Origin of the sequence: Flavobacterium microcysteis (assembly GCF_006385255.1) — a bacterium.
GTDB lineage: Bacteria > Bacteroidota > Bacteroidia > Flavobacteriales > Flavobacteriaceae > Flavobacterium > Flavobacterium microcysteis.
The window spans coordinates 489,356-515,206 of record NZ_VFJE01000056.1; the positions used below are offsets into that span (position 1 = coordinate 489,356).

General features: G+C 36.3%; 21 protein-coding genes. 7 read left to right on the forward strand and 14 right to left on the reverse strand.

Annotated features, from left to right (window positions below):
- Positions 1–5: 5 nt before the first annotated feature.
- The 13 genes from FJA49_RS15860 to FJA49_RS15920 all read right to left on the reverse strand — a co-directional run bounded on the left by FJA49_RS15860 (position 6) and on the right by FJA49_RS15920 (position 15,585).
- Entirely contained in the window at positions 6–2,375 is a 2,370-nt protein-coding gene (locus tag FJA49_RS15860) for a hypothetical protein (RefSeq protein WP_140002032.1), read from the reverse strand.
- 120 nt (positions 2,376–2,495) lie between these two features.
- Positions 2,496–4,124, reverse strand: a complete 1,629-nt coding sequence (gene groL / locus FJA49_RS15865; RefSeq protein WP_140002034.1) for a chaperonin GroEL — start codon at positions 4,122–4,124, stop codon at positions 2,496–2,498.
- Positions 4,125–4,170: 46 nt separating this feature from the next.
- Positions 4,171–4,533, reverse strand: a complete 363-nt coding sequence (locus FJA49_RS15870) for a four helix bundle protein (protein WP_140002036.1) — start codon at positions 4,531–4,533, stop codon at positions 4,171–4,173.
- 67 nt (positions 4,534–4,600) lie between these two features.
- Positions 4,601–4,876, reverse strand: a complete 276-nt coding sequence (locus FJA49_RS15875; RefSeq protein ID WP_140002038.1) for a co-chaperone GroES — start codon at positions 4,874–4,876, stop codon at positions 4,601–4,603.
- Positions 4,877–5,020: 144 nt separating this feature from the next.
- Entirely contained in the window at positions 5,021–5,395 is a 375-nt protein-coding gene (secG, locus tag FJA49_RS15880; protein WP_140002040.1) for a preprotein translocase subunit SecG, read from the reverse strand.
- Positions 5,396–5,399: 4 nt separating this feature from the next.
- Positions 5,400–6,332 carry a tetratricopeptide repeat protein gene (locus FJA49_RS15885; protein WP_140002042.1) on the reverse strand — a complete coding sequence of 311 codons (933 nt, stop codon included), beginning with the start codon at positions 6,330–6,332 and terminating at the stop codon, positions 5,400–5,402.
- Positions 6,333–6,351: 19 nt separating this feature from the next.
- The gene (locus FJA49_RS15890; protein ID WP_140002044.1) at positions 6,352–6,855 is read right to left on the reverse strand and encodes an LptE family protein; all 504 of its coding nucleotides are present in this window, start codon (positions 6,853–6,855) and stop codon (positions 6,352–6,354) included.
- Positions 6,856–6,883: 28 nt separating this feature from the next.
- Positions 6,884–8,140 carry a sigma-54 interaction domain-containing protein gene (locus FJA49_RS15895; RefSeq protein ID WP_140002046.1) on the reverse strand — a complete coding sequence of 419 codons (1,257 nt, stop codon included), beginning with the start codon at positions 8,138–8,140 and terminating at the stop codon, positions 6,884–6,886.
- Between the two features lie 49 nt (positions 8,141–8,189).
- Complete coding sequence (locus FJA49_RS15900) at positions 8,190–8,558, reverse strand: GxxExxY protein (protein ID WP_140002048.1); 369 nt, start codon at positions 8,556–8,558, stop codon at positions 8,190–8,192.
- 359 nt (positions 8,559–8,917) lie between these two features.
- Positions 8,918–10,366: a tRNA (N6-isopentenyl adenosine(37)-C2)-methylthiotransferase MiaB gene (gene miaB, locus FJA49_RS15905; RefSeq protein WP_140002050.1), complete on the reverse strand. Its 1,449-nt coding sequence runs from the start codon at positions 10,364–10,366 to the stop codon at positions 8,918–8,920.
- A 113-nt stretch (positions 10,367–10,479) separates the two neighbouring features.
- Positions 10,480–11,772 (reverse strand): HlyD family secretion protein, encoded by a 1,293-nt coding sequence (locus tag FJA49_RS15910; protein WP_140002052.1) that lies wholly within the window; start codon positions 11,770–11,772, stop codon positions 10,480–10,482.
- Position 11,773: 1 nt separating this feature from the next.
- A complete protein-coding gene (locus FJA49_RS15915) occupies positions 11,774–13,966 on the reverse strand; it encodes a peptidase domain-containing ABC transporter (RefSeq protein ID WP_140002054.1) in 2,193 nt (730 codons plus the stop codon).
- A gap of 71 nt (positions 13,967–14,037) precedes the next feature.
- Positions 14,038–15,585, reverse strand: coding sequence for a vitamin K epoxide reductase family protein (locus tag FJA49_RS15920; RefSeq protein WP_140002056.1), 1,548 nt, complete (start codon positions 15,583–15,585; stop codon positions 14,038–14,040).
- 311 nt (positions 15,586–15,896) lie between these two features.
- Between FJA49_RS15920 and topA the strand changes: the two genes are divergently transcribed.
- The 7 genes from topA (at position 15,897) to FJA49_RS15955 (ending at position 25,452) form a co-directional block, all read left to right on the forward strand.
- On the forward strand, positions 15,897–18,416 hold the full coding sequence (gene topA / locus FJA49_RS15925) for a type I DNA topoisomerase (RefSeq protein ID WP_140002058.1): 2,520 nt from the start codon (positions 15,897–15,899) through the stop codon (positions 18,414–18,416).
- A 3-nt stretch (positions 18,417–18,419) separates the two neighbouring features.
- The gene (locus FJA49_RS15930) at positions 18,420–19,571 is read left to right on the forward strand and encodes a formimidoylglutamase (protein WP_140002060.1); all 1,152 of its coding nucleotides are present in this window, start codon (positions 18,420–18,422) and stop codon (positions 19,569–19,571) included.
- A 146-nt stretch (positions 19,572–19,717) separates the two neighbouring features.
- Entirely contained in the window at positions 19,718–21,088 is a 1,371-nt protein-coding gene (gene porK / locus FJA49_RS15935) for a T9SS ring complex lipoprotein PorK/GldK (protein ID WP_140002062.1), read from the forward strand.
- A 62-nt stretch (positions 21,089–21,150) separates the two neighbouring features.
- Positions 21,151–21,798 (forward strand): type IX secretion system motor protein PorL/GldL, encoded by a 648-nt coding sequence (gene porL / locus FJA49_RS15940; RefSeq protein ID WP_140002064.1) that lies wholly within the window; start codon positions 21,151–21,153, stop codon positions 21,796–21,798.
- Positions 21,799–21,855: 57 nt separating this feature from the next.
- The gene (gene porM, locus FJA49_RS15945) at positions 21,856–23,397 is read left to right on the forward strand and encodes a type IX secretion system motor protein PorM/GldM (RefSeq protein ID WP_140002066.1); all 1,542 of its coding nucleotides are present in this window, start codon (positions 21,856–21,858) and stop codon (positions 23,395–23,397) included.
- A gap of 51 nt (positions 23,398–23,448) precedes the next feature.
- Positions 23,449–24,336 (forward strand): type IX secretion system ring subunit PorN/GldN, encoded by an 888-nt coding sequence (gene porN / locus FJA49_RS15950; RefSeq protein WP_140002068.1) that lies wholly within the window; start codon positions 23,449–23,451, stop codon positions 24,334–24,336.
- Positions 24,337–24,402: 66 nt separating this feature from the next.
- Positions 24,403–25,452 carry an NAD(P)/FAD-dependent oxidoreductase gene (locus FJA49_RS15955; RefSeq protein WP_140002069.1) on the forward strand — a complete coding sequence of 350 codons (1,050 nt, stop codon included), beginning with the start codon at positions 24,403–24,405 and terminating at the stop codon, positions 25,450–25,452.
- A gap of 1 nt (position 25,453) precedes the next feature.
- Here the strand turns inward: FJA49_RS15955 and FJA49_RS15960 are convergent, their stop codons facing one another.
- Positions 25,454–25,837 carry a DUF983 domain-containing protein gene (locus tag FJA49_RS15960; protein ID WP_140002071.1) on the reverse strand — a complete coding sequence of 128 codons (384 nt, stop codon included), beginning with the start codon at positions 25,835–25,837 and terminating at the stop codon, positions 25,454–25,456.
- Positions 25,838–25,851 lie beyond the last annotated feature (14 nt).

A 25,851-nucleotide genomic window follows, 5' to 3' on the forward strand; every position in this document is an offset into this window, starting at 1 on the left:
TTTTTTTATTCCAGACTGATGGTTCTGATCTCCGAGATTAATTGCCCATCGGCAGAAAAACCTTCAATAAGTAATTTTACTTTCTTTTGTCCCAAATTTGGAATCTGGAACTTGAATTCTTTACTTTCATGGCTATAGATATTCGGAATCCAATGGATTAAGCCGAAATTTTGAAATCCTTTATTTTCAGTCGATGCATACAGCTTATTTTTAAAAGGTTCAATCTTAGAAAAAGCATTTTTTATTTCATAAGGAACAGCATTGCTTTTTTGAGGCGAGCTGCTGCCGCCTTTTTTCATGTAAATTTTTATAACTCCGATGTTGTTGTTTACTGACGGTACGATAGCGTGAGCATTGATGTAAATTTCATCTACTTCGTTCATTCTCATATTCAAAAGCAAATCAAAACTCATTTGCTGGAGACCGTCAATAAAAAGAACCGGGGTGCTTCTTGCTCCATTTATTGTGGTTATGGAACGGCTATAAATTTCTACCGTATTGGAAAAACCATTAATCGTTGGAACTTCAAAGCCATTATTTCTAATAAAGTTCAATACATCTGTTTGGTCATTTTCTGCCACTTTATGGCCTCTGAGGTTTCCGTTTCCTAAAGTGTTGGAGTATTTTAGTTTCTTTTTTTTCTCTGCCAAAATTTCAACATCTTCAAGCATAATGGTTCCGTTTACAAAGCTTGGAGTTTCATATTCTGTCTTTTCCTCAATTAGGGCGCATTCCTTTTTTTCTGCTTTAAAAGGTTTGTTGAATATTCTTCGTCCGTTTAAAATCTGAGGATATAATTTTAAAACAGTTGGTTTGTTCTTGTCATCGGTCAATGTAAAGTTTACCCAGGTAGAATCGGCCAGAACCATATTGTTAAAATAAAATTCATTCTTATCGTTGATTTCGGCAGATTCGCTGATGCTGGATTGCAATGAGAATAACTTTACTCTGAATTTTTTTCGGTCACTTAACGCCTGATTTATTGTCCCTTTTATTGTAAGGCCAAAATCAAAAACATTGTTGTCTTTTGGCGGTGTAGTCATGATATTTTCCCATTTGTATTTTCCGGTACTTTGAGTCAAGAGTAGTAGATCAAGCTCGAATTCTTTTGCTTTTGATATTCCTTCAAAATAATAGTTTGAGTTGGCCTGATTTTTAGTCAAATATGGATTCAGCAGAAAAGAAGCACGAATCGAATAGTCTTGATTCGTGGCAATGGATTGTTCCGGAACAACTGCAATACTAAGACTGCTATTGATGGCGTTTAGATTTCCTGAAAAATGAATAGAATCTTTACCTTTTTTTAGGAGCCTTAAATCCAGATTTAAAGACTCTTCAGGATATTTAAAAATAAATCTTTCCGCAAGTTGTTTCATATCAGAATCAATTATTCTGGCGGTATTGACTCCTTCTGAGAGATTGTCTTTGGAAAAAGTGATATTTTGTTCTAAAGTATTCTTGAAGTCAATATCAAAGATTGTGGATTTGTTATCCTGATGTATTACCAAATAATGTTTTTTTGATTTGAAAGAAGCAACGCTTTTTTCATTGGTTCTGATTTTGACAATAGTTTTATCTTTTAAAGCAAAGTTGTTGATTTCAATCGCTAGGCCATTTGGCATGGCAAAGGGGAGATTTTCTTCTACTTTAGTATCATTGACCAGGAAGGAAATTTTTGAGGTTCTGCTATCTCCAAAAATCTGAAATTTCCCCAACCCGAATTTATTCAAGGTTACTTTTTGAATGCTTTTTCCTTCCGGGCTGATAATATCACCCACAATCGAAGGCAAAGGATTGCCATGACAATCACTTACTTTTAGAGCAACAGTGTTTTGGATGCCTTGAATAATAGAGCCTCCTTCGGGATAAAACTCAATGTTTATTTTGGAATAATCGAGTATGCTTTTGATAGAAACCGTTTTGTCATTTTTGTTTATGACGCTGAACTCAAAAATCGAAGATTCGTCTTCTTTGAAGTTGTTCATCCAGTTGGTGAAAACCTGAATGTAATAGTTGCCGCTTTTAAATGAATCTCCCAATTTAAATTTTCCGGAGAAGCTGCCCATGCTGCTGAATAATAGCTGGTCTTGCATTTTGGTGCCGTTTTCATCATAAAGCGTGGCATACACATTGGTAGTGGTAAAGAAAGGAACTTCTTCTTTTCGATGATATACATAGCCCTTAAACCAAATGTCCTCATCGGAAAGGAATACGGATTTGTCAAGCTGTAGATGGATGTTTTCTCTTTCCAGAAAAAAATAATCCTCAAGATTTTTAGAAATGGAAGTCTTTTGAGAATCAGACTCTTGAGAGTAGGAAGAAAATACGGCTGCGAAAAAAACTAAAATTACATGGAAACGAAAAATAGGTTGCATAATGTTATTTTATAGGTGAATAATTCATGCAATATATGTATTTAATTAAATATTTTACTGTTTGCCTAAAATAAAAAAGGACGCCACTAGAGCGTCCTTTTTGAAAATATAAACTGATTTTTACATCATTCCTGGCATACCGCCACCCATTGGGCTAGCTCCGGCATTTTCTTCTTTGATTTCAACCAAAGCACATTCTGTAGTTAGGATCATTCCTGAAACAGAAGCTGCGTTTTCTAAAGCAACACGGGTTACTTTTTTAGGGTCGATGATTCCTGCTTTCAACATGTCAACGTATTCGTCAGTTTTAGCATTGTAACCAAAATCTCCTGAACCTTCAGCAACTTTAGCAACTACTACAGAGCCTTCAAGTCCCGCATTTTCAACAATTGTTCTCAAAGGAGATTCAATTGCACGAGAAACGATCTGGATTCCTGTAGCTTCATCGGCATTGTCAGCTTTGATGTCTTTCAACACATTTTTAGCTCTTAACAAGGCAACACCACCACCGGCAACGATTCCTTCTTCAACAGCTGCACGTGTAGCATGCAATGCATCATCAACTCTGTCTTTTTTCTCTTTCATTTCTACTTCTGAAGCCGCTCCAACATAAAGTACCGCAACACCACCAGCTAATTTAGCCAAACGTTCCTGTAATTTTTCTCTATCGTAGTCAGAAGTTGTAGTTTCCATTTGGCTCTTGATCTGGTTGACACGATTTTTAATCATTTCGATGTCGCCAGCTCCGCTAACCAATGTAGTATTGTCTTTATTGATAGTTGCACGTTTTGCTGTTCCAAGCATTTCAAGCGTTGCGTTTTCTAAAGTATAACCTTGCTCTTCAGCGATAACTGTACCTCCAGTTAAGATTGCGATGTCTTCTAATAATGCTTTTCTTCTGTCTCCAAAACCAGGAGCTTTTACTGCTGCAATTCTTAGAGCGCCTCTTAGTTTGTTTACAACCAAAGTAGACAAAGCTTCTCCGTCAACATCTTCAGCAATAATCAATAATGGTTTTCCTGATTGTGCTACTGGTTCTAGTATTGGAAGTAATTCTTTTAATGAAGAAACTTTTTTATCGTATAGCAAGATGTAAGGGTTTTCTAATTCTGCCTCCATCTTTTCTGAATTAGTCACGAAATAAGGAGAAAGATAACCTCTGTCAAATTGCATACCTTCAACTACGTCAACATAAGTATCAGTTCCTTTTGCCTCTTCAACGGTGATTACACCTTCTTTACCAACTTTTCCGAATGCTGTAGCGATTAACTCTCCAATTACATCGTCATTATTTGCTGAAATAGAAGCAACTTGTTTGATTTTGTCAATGTTTGTTCCTACTTCTGTCGCTTGTTTTGCTAAATCGGCTACGATAGCTTCTACAGCTTTATCGATACCTCTTTTTAAGTCCATTGGATTTGCTCCGGCAGCAACGTTTTTAAGTCCTTCTTTTACGATTGCCTGCGCCAAAACAGTAGCGGTTGTAGTACCGTCACCTGCAAGATCATTAGTTTTTGAAGCTACTTCTTTTACCATTTGCGCTCCCATGTTTTCAAGCGTATCCTGCAATTCGATTTCTTTTGCCACAGAAACACCGTCTTTAGTAACAGTAGGTCCGCCAAATGATTTTCCTATAATTACATTACGTCCTTTAGGACCAAGTGTTACTTTTACTGCATTTGCTAAAGCATCAACACCACGTCTTAAACCGTCGCGTGCTTCGATATCAAATTTTATTTCTTTTGCCATTTTTATTTGTTTTAGGCTTTAGGCTTTAAGCTTTAGGCTTTAGGCTTTATGCCGTTGGTGAAATTAATTTTTGTTTTAAATTGTAAATTTTGCTCTTTATAGAATTGATTTTATCAAGAAGACCTATTGCAATTTCAGTATTGATATAATGCAAATCTCTGGATAAGATCAAAAGATATTCGGTTTCATTGGCTGATCCCAATGCTATGTTGAGAAATTGGTTGAATTCCTTATCGCTATTTCTTCCACAACCTTCACTGATATTGGTTGGAATAGAAGAGGAAGCTCTTCGGATTTGGCTTGTCAAATTATAAGCTTCTTCTTTCGGAAAATGAGAAGTGATTTTATAAACTTCTAACGTGAAAGAATGACTTGATTGCCAAATGTCATACTTTTTAAAATCTCTCATGTTTTTTTTGGCGTATATTAGATATGTTTTTTAAGGCTTACAGCCTACGGCTTATTGCTTTAAGCTTTTAGATTATCGCAAGAATATCATCTTCTCTCATAATCAGGTAATCTTTTCCTTCCAATTTTAGTTCTGTTCCAGCATATTTCCCATAAAGTACAGAATCGCCAACTTTTACAGTCATAGTGTGGTCTTTTGTTCCGTTTCCTACAGCTACAACGGTTCCTTTTTGAGGTTTTTCTTTTGCTGTGTCAGGAATAAAAATTCCAGAAGCAGTTTTTGTTTCCGCTGCTGCCGGTTCAACCAATACACGGTCTGAAAGAGGTCTAATATTTAAAGCCATAATTATAAAATTTATATTTATATGTTTTTTTAAGTTTCATTCTAGTAGTCAGAAATTGTGCCAATCGCTATTTATGACATTTTGATCAAAAAAAAATGCCAACATCTGACGTGTTGGCATTTTGAATATATTTTTCAAAAAAAATTATTTTGCTGTGTCTTGTGTCGTAGCTGCTGGTTGTGCTGTTGTAGCAGGAGTTTCTGCAGCGTTAGTTTTTGCCGGAGCAGCAGCTGTTTTTGGAGCCGGAGCAGCATTTGGATCAATCGTTTTTAATGTACTGCCTCCAAAAGCTCCTGTAAAGCTCAAGCTTGATAATAAAATCAAAACAATTAACAATCCAGCTAGTGTCCAAGTACTTTTATCTAAGAAATCAGTAGTTTTTTGAACTCCACCCATTTGTCCGCCACCACCTAGTGTAGATGACAAACCGCCACCTTTAGGGTTTTGTACCATAATAACTACTACTAGTAGAAAACAAACGATTGTGATTAAAACCAAAAAAATTGTAAATGTGCTCATTGTTTTAATTATTGTTATTTTGTTGTAATGTCTTAATATCCAAAATTCGGTCTGCAAAGAAATGACTTTTTTCTGGATATTTCAAAATTAATATTTCATAAGCTTGAATTGCTTTTTGATATTTCTTTTGTTCCAGATAAACTTTCGCCAAGGTTTCTGTCATCAGATATGAATTATCTTGGGAGTTTCGCTCGGAAATCAGCGAAATTGTCGAGGTATTTTTGACAGGAGAAATTTTTGGATTGGCTTCGATAAATCGGTCAATTATTTCTAATTTTTTCTTTTTTTCTGAATCTGTTTCTGAAATTTCTTCTGAATTAGTTGTTTTTTCAGATACAATTGGAGCTTCTTCTCTTTCGATTGGCTTAAAGGTTGACAATTGAAGCCATTCCTGGAAGGAGTGTTTTTCTTCTCTTGAAAAATCCAATGGTTTTCCAATTTCCAGTTTTTCTTCGATGCTTTCTTCCTGAATTTCCGGTTGTGTCTCTTCTTGCGGAATTTCTGTACTCTTTTCTTCCTCGTGTTGAATTTGTGAAGCTGAGGCTTCACGTATAGAGGTAAGTATCGATTGTTCAAGAGGATTAACTTTTACTACAGGTTCTTCCTCCTTTTTCTCAGGATTAAGGATTTCAATCTCATGAACTTTAATGGCATTAATTCGAGCTTCTTTTTCTGCAAAAAAAGCTTTATTGATGGCCATGAAATTTTCTGAGGTAATGTATTCGAATAAAACACTTCTGTCAGTCGTATGGGCAGCGGTGATTTTTAGTTCGCCATTGTATTTAAAACTGTCCTGATTGTGTAATCCTTTTAGGCGCAAAGCTCTTGCACTTTGGAAGTAGGGAAATTCTTCTACTATTTTTTCCAAAGCGGATACCTGCCTTTCACTGACGGCATTAGGGTGGTTTAGTAAGGATGTAAATTCAGTCAGATTCAATTATCAATGTATTATTTTGTTACCATTTGGCCAAGGACTCGTTGAAGATGTCTTGCGTAATTCTTTCAAAAATCACATCCAATGCGCTAGTCAACTGAGATCCTACAAGTTGGTTGGTTCCTGGAAAATCATAAAAGAAGGAAAATCTTTTTTCAAAATCGTCTTCTTCCTTGTTTTTGTTCGTAAAACGTACATTTACTGTGATTGTCAATCTGTTTTGAGCGGCTCTTTGATCAGCTGTTGCCGTCATTGGAGAAACCCTGTAATCTGTGATTTCGCCTTCATAAAGCAAATCGCCTCCTGAATTTGTCAAGCTGAGGTTTGTCTGGTTCTGAATCAGGTTTTGCAAATCCTGGGTAAATTTACGTTCAATTCCTGGCTCTATAAGATCAGCGTTATTTTGGAAATAATTTACCTGAAATGTTTTGGCATTAATAGGCTTTGCTCCGGTAAAATTATATACGGAACAGCCATTGATGGCAAAGAATAAGACTGGAAGAATTATGTATTTAATGTGTTTCATGCTTTATCTTGTCAAATATAGGCAGTTTTTATAAATCAAACTGTTTGATTTTTCGGTATAATGTCCTTTCGGAAATCCCAAGCTCATCTGCTGCGGCTTTCCTTTTTCCTTTATTTTTTTCCAGTGATTTTTTGATTAGCTCAATTTCCTTTTCTTCCAGCTTTAAGATTTCTTCTTCTTCAACAGTTTCTGCAAAGGTGAAGTTGTCATCGTTTTCTTCAAAGTGCTCTTCAACTTTAGGCTTAGTGATCAAGGCTACGCTTGGTTGTTCTTCAAAAGAAATTTCGCTGTCAGAAGGATTGCTTCCGTAAATTTTCTGAATCAAATTTTTATTGTTTTCCTGAACTTTTGTGTTTCCATTCTGCATCAACTCTAATGTCAGCTTTTTCAGGTCGTTCAGGTCGCTTTTCATATCGAAAAGTACTTTGTATAAAATTTCCCTTTCATTACTGAAATCACTTTCACTTTTCTTATCCTTGATTACAGATGGCAGTTGGCTGCCTTCTGATGGAAGATAGGATTGTAATGTTGCTGCTGAAATGTCTCTGTTAGTTTCTAAAACAGAAATCTGCTCGGCTACGTTTCGAAGCTGACGGATGTTACCGCTCCAGCGAAACTGTAACAAGAAATGGACAGCATTGTCATCGAGCTTGATTGGTGGCATTTTATATTTGTGTGCAAAATCTGCAGCAAATTTTCGGAACAACAAATGGATGTCGTCTTTTCTTTCTCTCAAAGGCGGAAGATGGATATCGACAGTGCTTAGTCTGTAATAAAGGTCTTCTCTGAATTTTCCTTTTTCGATAGCTTCAAACATATTCACATTGGTTGCAGCCACAATTCTGACATCAGTCTTTTGGACTTGTGAAGAACCTACTTTGATAAACTCTCCGTTTTCTAAAACACGAAGTAGGCGCACTTGTGTAGTTAAAGGAAGTTCTCCTACTTCATCTAAGAAAATAGTACCTCCATCTGCTACTTCAAAATAACCTTCACGAGTAGAAGTTGCTCCGGTAAAAGCGCCTTTTTCATGGCCAAACAATTCACTGTCAATGGTTCCTTCAGGGATAGCGCCGCAGTTTACGGCTATATATTTTCCATGTTTTCTATGCGAAAGCGAATGGATGATTTTTGGAATGCTTTCTTTTCCGACACCACTTTCTCCTGCTACCAAGACGGAAATGTCTGTCGGTGCAACCTGGATTGCTTTTTCTATTGCGCGATTCAGTTTCGGATCATTTCCGATAATCTCAAATCGCTGTTTTATGGCTTGAACTGATTCCATTTAAATTATTTTAAATGATGTTTTTTGATTATGTTACTGTGTAAGATAATTAAATATATCTTTTATACTGTAATGATTTGGTCTGAAAATTAACAAGCAGACCTATTTCTGAATCTGATAACTTCATATAATTTAGTATTTGTGCAATGTGTTCATTTGAAAATTCTTTTATTGCTTTTACTTCTAAAACTATATCTTCATTTATGATAAAATCTGCATAAAATTTATGAGGCAGAATTTTTCCTTTGTACTGTATCAGAAATTCTTTTTCTCTTTCAAAAGGAATATTATTGGCTTTAAGTTCTATTTCTAAGGCGTCTTTATAAATTATTTCTAAAAGTCCGGGACCTAGATTTCTATGAACTTCCATGCAAATTCCAATTATCTTATACGTGTCTTCTTCTCTGTGATAACTCATGGTATGTCTTTTTGGCGTTTATTTTTTGCCACAGATTAGCGGATTTTAAAGATTTTAATCTGTGAAAATCTTTGAATCAGTGGCTTTTTGCATTAATTCGAGTTAATACTTTGCTATGTCTTTTAGGCGTTTATTTTTTTTGCCACAGATTAGCGGATTTTAGAGATTTTAATCTATGAAAATCTTTGAATCAGTGGCTGTTTACATCAATTTGTGTTAGGCTTATACTTTATTTTTGCAGTTATTATTTATGCTACGGATTACACAAATTCTTATCCGTTAACTGCTTTCTAAAATCTCAAATCTGCAATCCCAAATCCCAAATCATAAATCTGAAATCATAAATCTAAAATCTCAAATTAATTCATGTCGCTATACCCAACAGCTTCTCCAATCAAGGTGCCACTGGTACAACTATTGATTTTTACATTTACAAAGTCGCCAATCTTATAATTTTCTCTAGGAAAAACAACTGTAATGCTTTGTGAATTTCTGCCGGATAATTGTTCCTCAGATTTTTTAGAAGTCTTTTCTATCAGGACTTCTACTGTTTGACCTAAGAATTCTTGTGTTCTGAAAGCACTGTGTTTTCTTTGCAAATCAACTATTTCCTGAAGCCTTCTTAGTTTTGTCTCTTCCGGAACGTCATCTTCCATTTTTCTTCCAGCCAGTGTTCCCGGACGTTCGGAATAGGCATACATATATCCGAAACTATATTTTACATGTTCCATCAAGCTCAATGTGTCCTGATGATCTTCTTCTGTTTCGGTAGGGAACCCAGAAATCATATCTTGAGTAACACTACAACCTGGAATAATGCTGTTTATTTTGTTAATCAGCTGAATGTATTCTTCTCTGGTATGTAGACGATTCATTGCAGCCAATATTCTATCACTTCCAGATTGTACAGGAAGGTGGATGTGCTTGCATACATTAGGATATTTCGCAATGATATGCAATGCGCTTTCATGCATATCCTGAGGGTTTGAAGTTGAAAAACGGATACGCATTTTTGGAAATCCTACAGCGACCATTTCCAGTAACTGGGTAAAATCAACTGCTGTTGCTTTTTCAAATTCACTGGCTTTGACAAAATCTTTTTTCAAACCTCCGCCATACCAAAGATAACTATCAACATTCTGCCCTAATAGTGTAATTTCCTTAAAACCTCTGTTATACAAGTCAGTGATTTCTTCCATGATACTTTGTGGTTCACGGCTTCTTTCACGGCCACGGGTAAACGGAACTACGCAAAAGGTACACATATTGTCGCATCCTCTTGTTATAGATACAAAGGCAGTAACGCCATTGCTGTTCAGACGAACAGGAGAAACATCACCATAGGTTTCATCTTTGGAAAGAATTACGTTGATGGCATCATTTCCGGCTTCTACTTCTTGTAAAAGGTTTGGCAAATCTTTATAGGCATCTGGTCCAACGACCAAATCCACAATTTTTTCTTCTTCTAAAAACTGACTCTTGAGACGTTCCGCCATGCAACCTAATACGCCCACTTTCATCTTTGGATTGACACTGCGTTTTACAGCATTGTACTTTTCCAATCTTTTTCGTACGGTTTGTTCTGCTTTGTCTCGGATGGAACAGGTATTGACTAGTACCAAATCAGCTTCTTCCAATATCTGGGTTGTATTGAAGCCGTTTTGAGATAGGATGGATGCAACGACTTCGCTGTCTGAAAAGTTCATAGCACAACCGTAACTTTCGATAAAAAGTTTTTTAGTATTCCCCGTTTTATGTTCTAGAACAAGGCTTTCTCCTTGTTTGTTTTCTTCTATAATCTTTTCCATAGTCTCCAAAAGAGAAATTTAATCAGTTTGCAAAGATACAATTATTTGGGGCAATATGACAAGATGTCATATTTAGATTTAACAATGTTTTTGGAATGTTTTTGCTCGTTTTTTTAGGATCTGCGAAATAAATCTCTGAATTGATAAAGTAGCCTTTCTATTAATCGCAAATCTTGCGTGATAATGTCGGCGGTTCCGCTCATTTCCTGACGGAATGCAATTTTCTTATGGTAAGAAGTTTCCAGTTTGTTTGGAAGTGATACATCAATAAGTAAATTCCCGTCTTTATCAGGAGTCAAAGACATGGATTGTATTTTTCCTCTGATGACCCCAAATTCTCGGTCGGGATAGTTTGCTAGGCGAATATTTACGTTTTGACCAATCTTGATTTTTCCTGAATTTTGAGCTTTAGCTTTTATTTTTCCGATATAATTGTCAGCTTCTTTCGGGATAATAGAAAAAACATTATCACCTGTCGTGATAGTTTGGTTTTCTGTCCATATTTGCATGAAAGATACTTCGCCTGCAATTGAAGACCGGAGTACATAAGCTAATTCCCAATCGGCAATTGCTTTTTTCAACTGGTTATACGATTGGATAACATTTCTGAAAAGGCTCACATCATCTTTTGTTTCATTAATTTTAGTCGATTTGCTGTTTTTATTCAAATCGTTCAGCGATGATTTCATTTGTGAAATAGAGGAACTGAGTCCCCGTAAGTTTTTTTCTGTCTGCAGATAATCCAGGTTTTTGGTTTCCCATTCCTGCGTAGATATAATGCCTTTTTCGTAAAGCTTCTTATAACGGTCAAGCTCTTTCTTTTTAAGCTGAATTTCGGTTTCACTGATTTGCTTTTGCTGTTGTAAAAGATTCAGTCTTTCCTTGATTTCAATGACTTCATAATTTTGGGCAGCACCTTCCACTTTATAAGGTTGCAGATTTCTGTTAAGACTGTAAGCAATAAAGTCTTTTTCGAATACAGCAAAAGAGCCTTCTATCTCACCCAATTGCATTGACGGAAGCGATTCGAAAGGAAATTTGATAAAGTTTTTATCTATTTTCAGGGTGTCAATAATACTTTTTAGCAAGAATACATCCTGATAATGTGCCGTATTTTCAATCACCGCCAGTGCCGTATTTGCGGAAACAGTTTCGCCGTTTTTGATAAAAATCTTTTCAATTCGTCCAGAGCTTTTAGTAATGAGTCTCTGTGGTGGAATTTGAGTAGTTATGGTAATTTCTGATGTGATAATGTCAGGATATCTTATAACCCATGACATTATAAGCAAGGATAGTAATACGGTCAGAATAACAACATTTCCCCATCGGATCATCCAATGTGGGACTTTGGTCAGGATTTCCTGAACATCTTCGCTTCGCAGTTCTATGTGTTTATTGTCTGGCATATTAAGTTCCGAGTTGCAGTTGGTTTTTAACAAGTTGGTAATAGCTTCCTTTCAGTTTTACTAATGCTTCGTGATTGCCCTGTTCGATTATTTTCCCATTGTCAAGTACTACTATCTGGTCGGCATTCATGACAGTACTTAATCGGTGGGCGATGACTACAACGGTTTTGTCTTTAAAGAAAACATCTAGTTTTTCCATGATTTCTTTTTCATTATTGGCGTCAAGTGCCGATGTAGCCTCATCAAAAAACAACATTTCCGGGTTTTTATAAACAGCTCTGGCAATCAATAATCGTTGTTTTTGCCCGGTGCTCATACCGATACCTTCCATACCTATTTTGGTATTGTATCCCAAAGGCAGTCCGGAAACATAATCTTTTATGTTCGCAACATCCGTAGCGTAGGCTAGTCTTTCTTTGTTTATAATATCGGCTCCAATAGCAATATTATTGGCTATAGTGTCATTAAAAATATAACCTTCCTGCATTACGGCTCCAATGTTGGCTCGCCATGTTTTTTGGGCAATATTTTTAAGTTGGGCGTTTCCTACTAAAATTTCCCCTTTATCGCAATCATAAAACTTCAACAGCAGCTTCATCAACGTTGTTTTTCCGCTACCACTGGTTCCTACAATTGCGGTTATTTTATTGGCTGGAATGACAAGATTCAGATTTTCGAGTACAGGTATATCCGTTCCCGCATATCTGAAACTGACATCTTTTAGTAGTATATCAGCATCAATAGGGAATTCATGTGACTGATGTTCTTCCTGTTGACTTTCGTCTTCTTTTTCATGGATTTCCGATAGTCGGGAAAGCGAGATTTTTGCATCTTGTACTTCACGGATAAATTGGATGAGCTGTGCAATTGGGCCATCCAGACTGCCTATAATACTAGTAATCGCCATCATCATGCCTAAGGTGATTTCTCCGTCAATGACTAATTTCGCAGACAGGAAAATAATAAAGATGTTTTTAAGCTGATTGATGGTTGAAGAACCAATGTTTTGTGTCTGTTCAAGGACCAATCCTTTCATGGAAACTTTGAAAAGTCGTGCCTGAATGTATTCCCAACTCCAACGTTTTTGTTTTTCGGCATTGTGGAGTTTGATTTCCTGCATACCATTTATAAGCTCGATAACTTTACTTTGTTCTTGGCTGATTTCTGAAAAACGTTTGTAGTCCAAGGCCTCTCTTCTTTTAAGAAATAAGATAATCCAAAGAAAATAGAGTAGGCTTCCTGCGAAGAAAATAAAAAAGATTTTCAGGTTGTAATAAGCAAGGACTCCGCCCATTATAATCATATTGATTATAGAAAAAAGCACATCCAGTGATGAGGTTGTAAGTAGTCGTTCAATCCTGTTATGGTCGTTGATTCGCTGCATAATATCTCCGGTCATTCTGACATCAAAGAAGGAGATAGGCAGGTTCATCAATTTGATAAAGAAATCAGAAATGAGCGAGATGTTTATCCTGGCAGAAAGATGGAGTGATATCCAGCTTCTGATGAGTTCGAGTGCCGTTTTTCCGATAAACAGAAAAAGTAATGCAAATAAGACCATGTATACGAAGTGTATATTCTGGTTCTGGATACCGATATCAACGATGCTTTGTGTTAGGAAAGGGAAAATAGGCTGTAACAAGCTGCTTGCCAAAAGCCCAATTCCTAATTGGATGACAAAGGACTTGTAGCGGAAGACATATCTCGAAAGCAGTCTGAATCCAAAAACACTTTTGCCTTCTTTTTCATATTCGTTTTCGTAGAATTTTGGTGTTGTGTCCAAAAGAAGGGCAATACCTTCCTGAGTCGTTTCATTAGCATTATTCCCAATCCAGAATTTTAAAAAATCTTCCTTGTTGTATTGAAGCAGGCCAAAAGCAGGATCGGAAACGTAATAGGTTCCTTTTTTGATTTTATACAGTACAACATAATGATTGTTGTTCCAATGCAATATGCATGGCAAAGGTGCTTCTTCCAGTTTTTCCAGACTGAGCCTCACGCCAAGCGTCCGAAACCCTATTTTTTCTGCCGCTTCGCTTAGCGATAGCAGGTTGCTTCCCTCGCGGGTAGTTTCACTAAGACTACGTAGCTTTTGGATGTTGATGTTTTTGCCATGGTATTTGGCAATAATCTTCAAGCTGGTTGGCCCGCAGTCTTTTTGGTCGGCTTGTTTGAAAAAAGGGAATTTCTGCATTAATTTTCAGAATATTAGTCAAATATATTTCTTATTTCTTTAGGATGGGATAGGCATTCAATAATTTATGGCTAAATGATGGCTGTCTTTTGGTCCTCCAATTCTGACAGGAAATATTTTATTTCTTCCAATTCATATTCTTTAGGTAGTAGTTTGTAATCTATTATTTTTACAGGCGTATAATTAAATTTGTTTTTTACACACCATTCGTATTGTTTGTTGAGTTCTGTTTCCGCTTCCTGGCTGATAATTTCTTGTTTCCATTTTTTTAGCCATTCCTCTATACTCAGATTCCGGACATGCCAATCGTTAATAGCCTCTGTGATATTGCCATTACTAAGATGTATTTGTTCAAGATTTTTTGCGATAGGAACATAAGGGTTTTCCGAATTCTCGATATTCAGATTGAAATAAACCGCCAGCCTGATTTTTTCGGGATATTTTTCTATAAAATCGTTTGCTTTTTGATATGCCGTATGGCAATGGCCACAACTAGGACTAAGAAATAATCGCAAAGTCAGAGAAGCTTCCGGATTTCCGAAATAAATAGGTTTCAGACTTGCCAATTGCTGTTGCTCCCGAACTTCTGAAGAGAGAAATTCAAATAGGTTGAAATCCCTTTTGAATCGGGAGAGTTCTTTATTTTTGTCTGCCAGGTCTTTTCGTTCCGACATGATTTTTTTGAGAGGAAACCAAATAGCGGAGCAAGCCATAGCAATAATAAGGTAATGCAAGGCAGCCGTAAGAGTTATGCCCAAGCTGCTGATGTTTAGTAGGTATAATAGAGATTGTGTGAAAATCAAAAGCGAAATAATAAGACAGAGCATACACCATTTTTTGAGCTTTGTCTTTTGGAGGTATATTGAATACAGGCAAATAGGCAATGACACTAAGCTGAGTAATCCTATGATGCCGAAAGAAAGATTGACTAATGAACCGGCAATAAAGCTTATTGCAAAAAATAAAATAGGCAAATCTGTAAAATCAAGCCATTTTGTAATTCGGCTGTCTTTTGATTTTATTACGGAATCGCATGAGGTTTTAGAATTAAAGCTGCAGATTTTTGAAACCAACTCATTCCCGTTTTCATTTTTTTCTAAAAGGATAAAAATACTGGTGAGCAATCCTATGAATGATAAAGTTCTAAAGAAGAATTCGTAAATGTCAAATCCGTATGTGAAATTAGATAGTAAGAAAACGGCTGATAGTAATCCCAGAGAAACCGTTGATTTGATATTTGATTTTTTTATATCTGTCGTTTTCTCATTTTTCTCGACAGCCAAAATCAAACCGTTCCATAATTCTCTAAATTCTTCTATAGTTAAGGTGTGCTTTTCATCATTTCCGGTGTCATAAACAATAGTGTTATGGCTTTTGTTGACAAAGACAAAGATTTCCCCATCCTTGTGTTGAATGGAAGCTATAAAGTGTTCGGGAAGATTTTCAAGCTGATTTTTTGGAACATTTGCTGCCATGTTTTCAATGCGCAACACATCTAAAGTATCAGTAACAGAAAACAAACTTGGATAGTTGGGGTGAGAGAGGTAAATATCTTTAAACTCCTCAATTAAAGCTCCATGCCGATTGTGTTCTAGGTATTTTTTTAGGACTGAAATCACAATTTTTATCGTTTTAGTTCAAATTCATGGTAGGAAAAATCTTCTATTGTTTTAGCATAAATTTATAAATAAGAAATGAAAATCTGCTATGAAATCGGAATGTTTAACATAAAAAGAAAAGAAAATGGCAAACAAGGCGAGTGGCGACAAGGCTTGGTTGTTGAGATTTATATGCTATTCACAATTGTTTAGAATTCAATGCTTTTCTTTTTTAAAAAAGCCGTTAGTGGGTTAATAATTTTACTTTTAAAAATTTCTAAAATGCAATATTTAAAAAATTCATATACTTTTGCCACACAAACAAAAGCATTATGGCAAAGAATTTAGTGATCGTTGAGTCGCCTGCAAAGGCAAAAACCATTGAAAAGTTTTTAGGAAGTGAATTTCAGGTAGAGTCCAGTTACGGACATATAGCAGATTTGCCTTCTAAAGAAATAGGGGTAGATGTTGAGAATGGCTTCCTTCCAAAATATGAAGTATCTCCTGATAAAAAAGCATTGGTGAAAAAGCTCAAAGATCTTTCTAAAAAAGCCGAAACGGTTTGGCTGGCGAGTGATGAGGACCGTGAAGGAGAAGCTATTTCGTGGCATTTGTCTGAAGAATTAAAATTAGAGCCATCTAAAACAAAAAGAATCGTTTTTCATGAAATTACCAAATCGGCAATACAGAAAGCGATTGAGAATCCTAGAGGAATCAATTACGATCTTGTAAATGCACAGCAGGCAAGAAGAGTACTTGACAGATTGGTGGGTTATGAGCTTTCTCCGGTTTTATGGAGAAAAGTAAAAGGCGGACTTTCTGCAGGAAGAGTTCAGTCGGTCTCTGTAAGATTGATCGTAGAAAGAGAAAGAGAAATCCAAAATTTCAAAGCTATAGCTTCTTATTCTGTTGTAGCAGAATTTTCGAATGAAGCCGGAAAAACATTTAAGGCAAAACTGCCAAAGAATTTCAATACAAAAAAAGAAGCTGAAGATTTTCTAAGTAAAAATATTGGTTCTATATATAAGGTATCGGATTTAGAAACGAAGCCTACAAAAAAATCACCAGCAGCACCTTTTACTACTTCCACCTTACAGCAGGAAGCAGCCAGAAAATTATATCTTCCGGTTGGTATAACGATGCAATTGGCACAAAGGCTCTATGAGGCGGGATTGATTACTTATATGAGAACGGATAGTGTCAATCTTTCCAATGAAGCGATAAATGCAGCGGAAGCTGAAATTATCAAATCCTATGGTAAAGAATTCTCGAAACCAAGAACTTTTGCTACTAAGAGCAAAGGAGCTCAAGAAGCTCACGAAGCAATTCGTCCAACAGATATGTCAAGACATACTGTAAATATTGATAGAGACCAGGCACGTCTTTATGACTTGATTTGGAAAAGGACGTTAGCTTCGCAAATGAGCGATGCCGAATTGGAAAGAACCAATGTGAAAATTGAAGCCAATAACCATTCAGAAATATTTGCAGCGACTGGAGAAGTGTTGCTTTTTGAAGGATTCCTTAAAGTATACTTGGAAGGGCATGATGATGAAGATGAAGAACAAGAAGGAATGCTTCCGGCTTTAAAAGTGAACGAAAGGCTTCAAAATAATTATATAACGGCAACAGAACGTTATTCCAGACCGCCGGCAAGATATACAGAAGCTTCTCTGGTTAAAAAGCTGGAAGAATTGGGTATTGGCCGTCCGTCGACATATGCACCTACCATTTCAACAATTATTAATAGAAATTATGTTGAAAAAGGAAATCTGGAAGGGCAGGAAAGAAAATATACTCAATTGACCCTACAGTCTGGGAAAGTCGATGAAAAACTGCTAAAAGAAAATACAGGTTCTGACAAAGGAAAACTAGTTCCAACTGATATTGGAGCAATCGTGACAGATTTCTTAGTGAAGAATTTTGAAAAAATATTAGATTACAATTTTACGGCAAAAGTCGAGCAGGATTTTGATGAGATCGCAGAAGGAAATGTAAACTGGGCAAAGATGATGCAGGAGTTTTACGACCAGTTTCATCCAAACGTAAAAGATGTTGAAGCAAATGCGGAGAGAGAATCAGGAGAAAGAATTCTGGGAACAGACCCAAAAACAGGAAAGCCGGTAAGTGTTCGTTTAGGTAAATTTGGGCCAATGGCTCAAATTGGTGATGCAGACGATGATGAAAAGCAGTTTGCAAGCCTTATGGCTGACCAGAATATTGGAAATATCACCTTAGAAGAAGCACTGAATTTATTTTTGTTGCCTAAAAAATTAGGGGACTATAAAGGAGAAGAAGTAGAGGTGAACAATGGTCGTTTCGGGCCATACGTTCGATTCGGGAAAATGTTTATTTCACTTCCAAAAGGAGAAGATCCTCTGGATGTTACTTTTGACCGCGCTAAAGAATTGATAGCTGAAAAAGAACAGGCCGATGCTCCAATCGGAACCTATAAAAATGAACCGGTACAAAAAGGTGTGGGACGTTTTGGACCGTTTATCAAATGGAATGGCATGTTTATCAATGTCAGCAAAAAATACAATTTTGACAATCTTTCACAGTCGGATATCACGGAGCTGATAGAGGACAAACTTCAGAAAGAAATCGATAAGGTAATCCACAATTGGGAAGAAGACGGAATCCGTGTTGAAAAAGCACGTTGGGGACGTTCGGTTATTACCAAAGGAAAAGTCAAGATAGAATTAAGCAAGGATGTTGATGCGACTAAACTTACCTTAGATGAGGTAAAGGATATGATTGAAAAGAAAGCTCCTGCAAAAAAGACTGCGGCTAAAAAGACAACTGCTGCGAAAAAACCAGCTGCTAAAAAAACTACTGCAAAAAAGAAATAATATATGGAATTTGATTTTCTGTCTCCTTTAGACGAAGAGATACTGGAGTTTATTAACGGATTGTCTTCCCAGAATTTAGGAAGCAAGATAGTACTGCATACTAGAGAAGACTTTCCTGATTTAAGCAAAATCAAGCTCGCAATTGTGGGAGTGAAGGAAAACAGAGGAGCCCATATTGAAATTGAAAATACGAAGCTGTCGCATATTCGAAAAGAACTCTATGGATTGTTTCCGGGTAATTGGGAAGCGTCTATTGCGGACTTAGGGAATATTCTGGCGGGGAACGATATTGAAGATACTTATTTTGCTTTAAGAAAAGTGACAGCCTATTTGTTGAAAAACAAAATCATTCCGATAATTATTGGCGGTTCGCAAGATTTGACCTATCCGTTGTATAGGGCTTTTGACGAATTGGAACAGATGGTGAATGTCGTGTCTATTGACAGCAAATTTGATTTCGGTGCTGCCGACAGGCCACTTTCAGCAAATTCCTATCTCACGAAAATGATTGTTGAAGAACCTAACAATCTTTTTAATTATAGTAATCTGGGTTACCAGACCTATTACAACTCTCAGGAAGAGATTGACTTGGTAGAAAAATTGTTTTTTGATGCCTACCGTTTGGGTGAAGTTTCCAATAATATTTCAATAGCCGAGCCGGTTTTCAGAGACGCTGATATTGTGAGTGTAGATTTAACATGTGTGAAATCTTCTGATTCCGGTAATTTTATTACATTTACACCCAACGGATTTAACGGGAAAGAAATCTGTTCTTTATCAAGATATGCAGGAATCAGTGATAAAGTTTCAATATTTGGCATTTTTAATCACAATAATTCAAAACAAGAAGCGGTTCTAATTGCGCAAATCATGTGGTATTTTATTGAAGGTTATCATTACCGTTCCAACGAATATCCGTTTGGAAGTCGTGATAGTTATTTAAAATACATTGTGCCTTTGGAAGACGAGGAACTGGTATTCTTTAAAAGCCATAAAACAGAACGTTGGTGGATAGAAATACCTTTTATTTCAAATGTTAATAATAAATTAAAAAGAAATACGTTATTACCTTGCACTTATGAAGATTATTTAGGTGCTTGTGCCAGTGAAATCCCTGAAAGATGGTGGAAGGCACAAAGGAAAAATATAGTATAGACGGCACGTTCCTATTTTTTTTAACACATCCTTATGTCAATGTTATACTTTATTTAAGGATTTTTAATAAAAAAATTGTTTTTTAGAAAAATAATAAATAGGTTTACGCCCTTAAAAAATAAGAATATATCATAACCCAAATTTATATGAAGAAGTTCATTGCATTAGCAGCATTAGCATCAGTATTGACAAGCTGTGGTTCGAGCGATAAAGGGGAGTTAGTAGGTGTGAAAGGCAGAAAATGGCATCCAGAGAAACCGTACGGTATGACTCTGGTTCCAGGTGGTGCTTACATCATGGGTAAATCAGATGATGATTTAGCCAACGTACAAGACGCTCCGACAAAAACGGTTACCGTTCGATCCTTTTATATGGATGAAACAGAAATTACGAATAGCGAGTACAAGCAATTTGTGAATTGGGTGAAAGACTCAACTATCAGAATGCGTTTGGCTATTCTTGCTGAAGAAGTAGGTCAGACTAAAGGAACTGGTGGTATCGGTGAGTTTGCGTTTGATGATACAGATCCGGCTACAATGTCTCCGTATGACAAATATATGTATGAGAATTACTATAGTGTTGGTACAGGGGATGATCCGTTTGCAGGAAGAAAGCTGAATAAAAAAGTAAAACTTATTACAGATCCTCAAAAATATCCTGATGAATATTATGTTGAGGTTATGGATTCAATGTACTTGCCAGCTGCTGAATCATACAACGGATTAAGAACGATGGATGTTTCAAAACTAAAATTCCGTTACTCTGAAGCGAACCTGAATGAGGCGGTTAAGAAAAAAGGAAGAAAAGACTTCTATAAAAAGACAGAGCCAATCGGAATTTATCCTGATACAACAGTATGGATTAAAGATTTTGCTTACTCTTATAATGAGCCAATGCACAATGATTACTTCTGGCACCAGGCTTATGATGATTATCCGGTGGTAGGTGTTACTTGGAAACAGGCTAAAGCTTTCTGTGCTTGGAGAACATTGTACAAAAATGCATTTATCAAGGCAAAGAAAAAAGGAAGAAACCAAATCAACTCTTTCCGTCTTCCAACAGAAGCAGAGTGGGAATACGCTGCTAGAGGAGGTCTTGAGTCAGGAACTTTCCCATGGGGTGGTCCTTATGCTAAAAACGACAGAGGTTGTTTCTTGGCTAACTTCAAGCCTAACCGTGGAGACTATGCTGCTGATGGAGCTTTATATACTGTAGAGGCTAAATCTTACGATCCTAACGATTATAACCTTTATAATATGTCAGGTAACGTAGCAGAGTGGACTAACTCTTCTTACGATGCATCATCTTATGAATATGTTTCTACAATGAACCCTAACGTGCCGGATGCTAAAAACGAGCGTAAAGTAACACGTGGTGGTTCTTGGAAAGATGTTGCTTATTTCTTGCAAGTAAGTACAAGAGATTTTGAATATGCTGATTCAGCAAGAAGTTTCATCGGTTTCAGAACCGTACAGGATTACATGGGTGTTCAAAATACAGGAAACACACCTAAATAAGAAAATTTAACCAACTTTATAATTATTATATTTACTTAACTAACTAAAAACTATTTATTATTATGGCAATTTTAAGCAAAAAAGCAATGAATTTCGCTTACGGTATGGGAGCGGCAGTTGTAATCGTAGGGGCATTATTTAAGATTATTCACTTCGAAATAGGACCATTAACAGGAAACGTGATGTTGACTATCGGTCTTGTAACAGAAGCTGTCATCTTTGCTTTATCTGCGTTCGAGCCTGTAGACAACGAAATTGATTGGACTCTTGTATATCCTGAATTAGCAGGAGGTGAAGCTAAAAAGAAAGAAGCTAAAAAAGAAAACCCAACTGAAGCTCAAGGTCTATTATCTCAAAAATTAGATAACCTATTGAAAGAAGCTAAAATCGATGGTGAATTGATGGCTAGCTTAGGAAACAGCATCAAAAATTTCGAATCTGCTGCTAAAGGAATTTCTCCAGCTGCTGACGGAATTGCTGCTACAAAAAAATACAGCGAAGAATTATCTATGGCTGCAGCTCAAATGGAATCACTAAACAGCTTGTACAAAGTACAATTGGAAAGTGCTTCTAGAAATGCTGAGGCTAACAAAGAAATCGCTGACAATGCTTCTAAATTAAAAGAACAAATGCAATCTATGACTGCAAACATCGCTTCATTGAACAATGTTTACGGTGGTATGCTTTCTGCAATGAGTAACAAAGGATAATTAGTTTAAGACTATATTTTTTTCATTAACAAAATAAAAATAAACTAATTAGAAAAAATGGCAGGAGGAAAATTAACCCCTAGACAGAAGATGATTAACCTGATGTATCTGGTTTTCATCGCGATGTTGGCACTAAATATGTCCAAAGAAGTTTTATCTGCTTTTGGACTAATGAATGAAAAATTTGAAGCAGCAAACGAAGCAGCAAAATTAACTAACGAGCAAATGATGCAAGCGTTAGATACTAAGGCTGCTGAAGCTAAAGGAGAATTTGCTGTTGCGGCTGAAACTGCACATAAAGTTCAGGCTGCTACAAAGAAATTTTACGATTTTATCGGTACTTTGAAAGCTGAGACTTTAAAACATGTTGAACCAGAAAATGGTAAATTACCATACGAGTCAATGGATAAAGGTGATAACCTTGATAACAGCTGGTTCATTGGTGATGGATACACTAAAAGAGGTAATGAGGTTATGAGTGCTATCGAAACTTACAAGGCAGATATGAAAAATGCTCTTGGAAGTGAGAAAAAATACTCAGCTATCTTGAATCAAGTGAATAAGTCATTTGATGTTTCTGATGTTACTACTAAAGATGGTTTGAAAGATAAATTCTTGAACTACCACTTTAAAGGTTTCCCAGCAATCGCTTCTTTGGCTAAATTGTCAGCTTGGCAAAGTGATGTTAAAAAAGCAGAATCTGATGTAATCAGTGCTGCTTTAGGAAAAGCGGCTGTACAAGCGGCTTCATATAGCAACTACCAAGCAATCGTTGTTTTAGAGAAAAATGCTTATTTCCAAGGAGAAAATGTTAAAGGTAAAGTTGTATTGGGTCGTTATGACGAAAATACTAAGCCTACATCTTTCCAAGGTCCTGGTAAATTAGAAAACGGACAAGCGGTTATTTCCTTAACTGCTGGTGGAGTTGGTGAGCAATCAATCAACGGTCAATTTACTTTCTTGGAAGATGGAAAAACTATTCCTTTGAAATTTGAAGGGAAATATGTTGTAGTTCCTAGACCTAACGAAGCTACTATTTCTGCTGATAAAATGAATGTTGTTTACCGTGGTGTTGTTAACCCAATGACAATTTCATTTGCAGGTGTATCTGATAACAATGTTACAGTTTCTGCTCCTGGTTTGACAAAAGCAGGTAGACCAGGTGCTTATAACATGAGCCCAGGTGCAGGTCGTGAGGTAGTAATTAACGTTAACGGAAAATTAAACGACGGTAAAGTTGTTAGCTCTAAAAAAGTATTCAGAATCAAGAGTATTCCAGCACCAACTGGAGCTTTAAGAGGAAGAGAAACAGGTACTATCAAAGGTCCTAAATCTAACTTGGAAGTTCAAACAGTTAATGCAATTCTAGAAGACTTTGATTTTGAAGTGAACTTAAGCGTTGTTGGTTTCAACATCAAAGTTCCTGGACAACCTACAATTGTTGTTTCTGGTAACAAAATGGATGCAAGAGCGAAAGCTGCAATCCAAAAAGCAGGTAGAGGTGATGTAGTCATTATTTCTGAAATTAAGACTAAGCTTGAAGGTAGCTCAATGATGCTAGCTAAAACAGCACCAGTTGCTTACGAAATAACACAATAATTATTGAAAGTTTGAGTTTTTAAACTTAACAAACTAATAAATTACAAGAAAATGAATTGGAGAAATTTTTCATTAGTAGTAGCATTAAGCTTAGTTTCTAGTGTGTCTTTTGCACAGTCTAATCTTTTGAATGCGAAAACTCCTCAAGAAATCGGGAAGAAAACAGAAGCTCAGCTTAAGTCCGATAATGATAAGCCACTGCCGTATGGATATGTTCACGATCGTGACGTATTGATGGGTAAAATGGTTTGGGAATTTATTGATCTTGATGAGAGAATCAATTTTCCAATGTATTTTCCAGTTGAGGGTAACCTTGGTCCGGACAGAAAATCATTGTATGCAGTACTTGTAGAGAATATGAAGTCAGGAAAAATTGCTGAAGTATATGATGACAGCTATTTTACTACTAAAAAATCTCTTAAAGATATTGAGACATCATTGTCAAAAATCGATACAACTGATGCTGGTCGTGAGCAATACAATGCAGGTGAGAAAATCACTGAAGATAATATCGTTAAAACAGATATTACACCTGCTGATGTTATGGGTTACAAAATCAAAGGTTACTGGTATTTTGACAAACGCCAAGGCGAATTGAAATACCGTTTGCAAGGTATCTGTCCAGTAGTTCCAGACGTTTATACAATGGGAACTGAGCAAGAGGATCCAATCGAATTGTTCTGGGTATATTTCCCAGCCGTTCGTGATGTTCTTCATGAAGCAAAAGCTTTCAACGACAAAAACTCTGCGCTTCCAATTACGTTTGACCATCTTTTAAATTCACGCCGTTTTAATGGTATGATTTACCAGGAAGAAAACGTTATGGGTGATAGAAAGATTGACGAATACATGAAAGACAATGCACAGATGCAATTGTTAGAATCAGAAAGAGTAAAAGATAAGATCCGCAACTTCGAACAAGATATGTGGAATTATTAATAAAAATTTCTCCAATACAAATAAAACTCTTGCCTGTTAAAGGCAAGAGTTTTTTATTTTTGCATTATGATTGATTATTTGATTGTCGGTTGCGGATTGGCTGGAATTGCGTTTGGTGAAACAGCCTCACAGCACAATAAATCCATTTTGTTTTTTGAAAATAATTCACAACGCTCTTCTAAAGTTGCGGGCGGATTGTATAATCCTGTAATTCTTAAAAGATATAGCGGCGTATGGAGAGCACAAGAACAGCTCGACCTGTTGCAATCTTTTTATAGAAATCTGGAAGCAAAACTGAATACCCGATTTAATTTCAAGACGCCGGTCTACAGAAAATTATTCTCAGTAGAGGAACAGAATGATTGGTTTTTGGCAACAGATAGAGTCGGATTGTCGCCTTTTCTTTCTTCAAAACTAGTTTCTAAAAAATATAAGGCAATAGACTCACCATATAATTTTGGTGAAGTTTTACAGTCAGGTTATGTTGACACTGATGTTTTATTGTCTAGTTATCGCAATTATCTGAAAGAAAATAACCTGCTGCAGGAAGATACTTTTGAGTATTCCGCTATAGGGTTTAAAGAAAATCATATCCAATATAAAGGAATTGAGGCTCGAAATATTGTTTTTGCTGAAGGCTATGGTATGGTTGGTAATCCTTATTTTGGACAATTACCTCTTAAGGGAACCAAAGGAGAACTGCTGATTATTAAAGCGAAAGATTTAGACCTGGATGCCATAATCAAAGCGTCTGTATTTGTACTGCCTTTGGGTAATGATTTGTATAAAGTTGGAGCAACATACAGCTGGGAGGATAAGACCAATCTGCCTACAGAAGAAGGTAAAAAAGAGCTTTTGGAGAAGAGTAAAGAAGTCCTCCAATGTGATTTTGAAATTGTTGAACATCTGGCAGGAATCAGGCCAACAGTAGCAGATAGGAAGCCATTGGTAGGAACGCATCCAAAATACCGAAATCTTCATGTGCTCAACGGACTTGGAACGAGAGGTGTAATGATTGGTCCCGATATGGCAAAACAGTTATTTGAAAGTATCGAAATGGAGAAACCAATAGACAGTTCTGCAGATATTATGCGATTCAAAAAAATAAAGTGGTAGCTTATTTTTTATCCCAGTCTTTATCATAATCAACAAACATATTGATCCAGATATTTCGGGAAATCCTCATAATGATAGGCATGAAAATAACGAGTGTGGCAATAATAGCAACAAAAGCAACTTTAAGATTAGTGCCCAGGAATAAATAGGAGATAACAAAAGCGGCTACCCCAAAAGCAATTCCTACGCCATAACTCACATACATTGCCCCATAAAAAAAGGAAGGTTCTATTTTGTATTTTAAACCACAGTGACTGCATTTTTCATGCATTTTGAAAACGCTAGGCAGATTATACGGATTTCTATCTATATACATCTTGTCATTCTGACATTTAGGACAAGTTCCTGTTAAAATACTATATAATTTGGATCCTTTTTTTAACATTTGCAAAAAATTTT

What these genes read in the sequence shown, in the direction of transcription:
- FJA49_RS15870 (WP_140002036.1), bottom strand. Translation starts at nt 4,533, where the DNA reads ATGAGAGATTTTAAAAAGTATGACATTTGGCAATCAAGTCATTCTTTC.
- FJA49_RS15910 (WP_140002052.1), bottom strand. Translation starts at nt 11,772, where the DNA reads ATGCCAGACAATAAACACATAGAACTGCGAAGCGAAGATGTTCAGGAA.
- FJA49_RS15915 (WP_140002054.1), bottom strand. Translation starts at nt 13,966, where the DNA reads ATGCAGAAATTCCCTTTTTTCAAACAAGCCGACCAAAAAGACTGCGGG.
- miaB (WP_140002050.1), bottom strand. Translation starts at nt 10,366, where the DNA reads ATGGAAAAGATTATAGAAGAAAACAAACAAGGAGAAAGCCTTGTTCTA.
- porK (WP_140002062.1), top strand. Translation starts at nt 19,718, where the DNA reads ATGAAGAAGTTCATTGCATTAGCAGCATTAGCATCAGTATTGACAAGC.
- FJA49_RS15900 (WP_140002048.1), bottom strand. Translation starts at nt 8,558, where the DNA reads ATGAGTTATCACAGAGAAGAAGACACGTATAAGATAATTGGAATTTGC.
- FJA49_RS15955 (WP_140002069.1), top strand. Translation starts at nt 24,403, where the DNA reads ATGATTGATTATTTGATTGTCGGTTGCGGATTGGCTGGAATTGCGTTT.
- secG (WP_140002040.1), bottom strand. Translation starts at nt 5,395, where the DNA reads ATGAGCACATTTACAATTTTTTTGGTTTTAATCACAATCGTTTGTTTT.
- FJA49_RS15895 (WP_140002046.1), bottom strand. Translation starts at nt 8,140, where the DNA reads ATGGAATCAGTTCAAGCCATAAAACAGCGATTTGAGATTATCGGAAAT.
- FJA49_RS15960 (WP_140002071.1), bottom strand. Translation starts at nt 25,837, where the DNA reads ATGTTAAAAAAAGGATCCAAATTATATAGTATTTTAACAGGAACTTGT.
- topA (WP_140002058.1), top strand. Translation starts at nt 15,897, where the DNA reads ATGGCAAAGAATTTAGTGATCGTTGAGTCGCCTGCAAAGGCAAAAACC.
- porM (WP_140002066.1), top strand. Translation starts at nt 21,856, where the DNA reads ATGGCAGGAGGAAAATTAACCCCTAGACAGAAGATGATTAACCTGATG.
- FJA49_RS15930 (WP_140002060.1), top strand. Translation starts at nt 18,420, where the DNA reads ATGGAATTTGATTTTCTGTCTCCTTTAGACGAAGAGATACTGGAGTTT.
- porN (WP_140002068.1), top strand. Translation starts at nt 23,449, where the DNA reads ATGAATTGGAGAAATTTTTCATTAGTAGTAGCATTAAGCTTAGTTTCT.
- porL (WP_140002064.1), top strand. Translation starts at nt 21,151, where the DNA reads ATGGCAATTTTAAGCAAAAAAGCAATGAATTTCGCTTACGGTATGGGA.
- groL (WP_140002034.1), bottom strand. Translation starts at nt 4,124, where the DNA reads ATGGCAAAAGAAATAAAATTTGATATCGAAGCACGCGACGGTTTAAGA.
- FJA49_RS15890 (WP_140002044.1), bottom strand. Translation starts at nt 6,855, where the DNA reads ATGAAACACATTAAATACATAATTCTTCCAGTCTTATTCTTTGCCATC.
- FJA49_RS15875 (WP_140002038.1), bottom strand. Translation starts at nt 4,876, where the DNA reads ATGGCTTTAAATATTAGACCTCTTTCAGACCGTGTATTGGTTGAACCG.
- FJA49_RS15860 (WP_140002032.1), bottom strand. Translation starts at nt 2,375, where the DNA reads ATGCAACCTATTTTTCGTTTCCATGTAATTTTAGTTTTTTTCGCAGCC.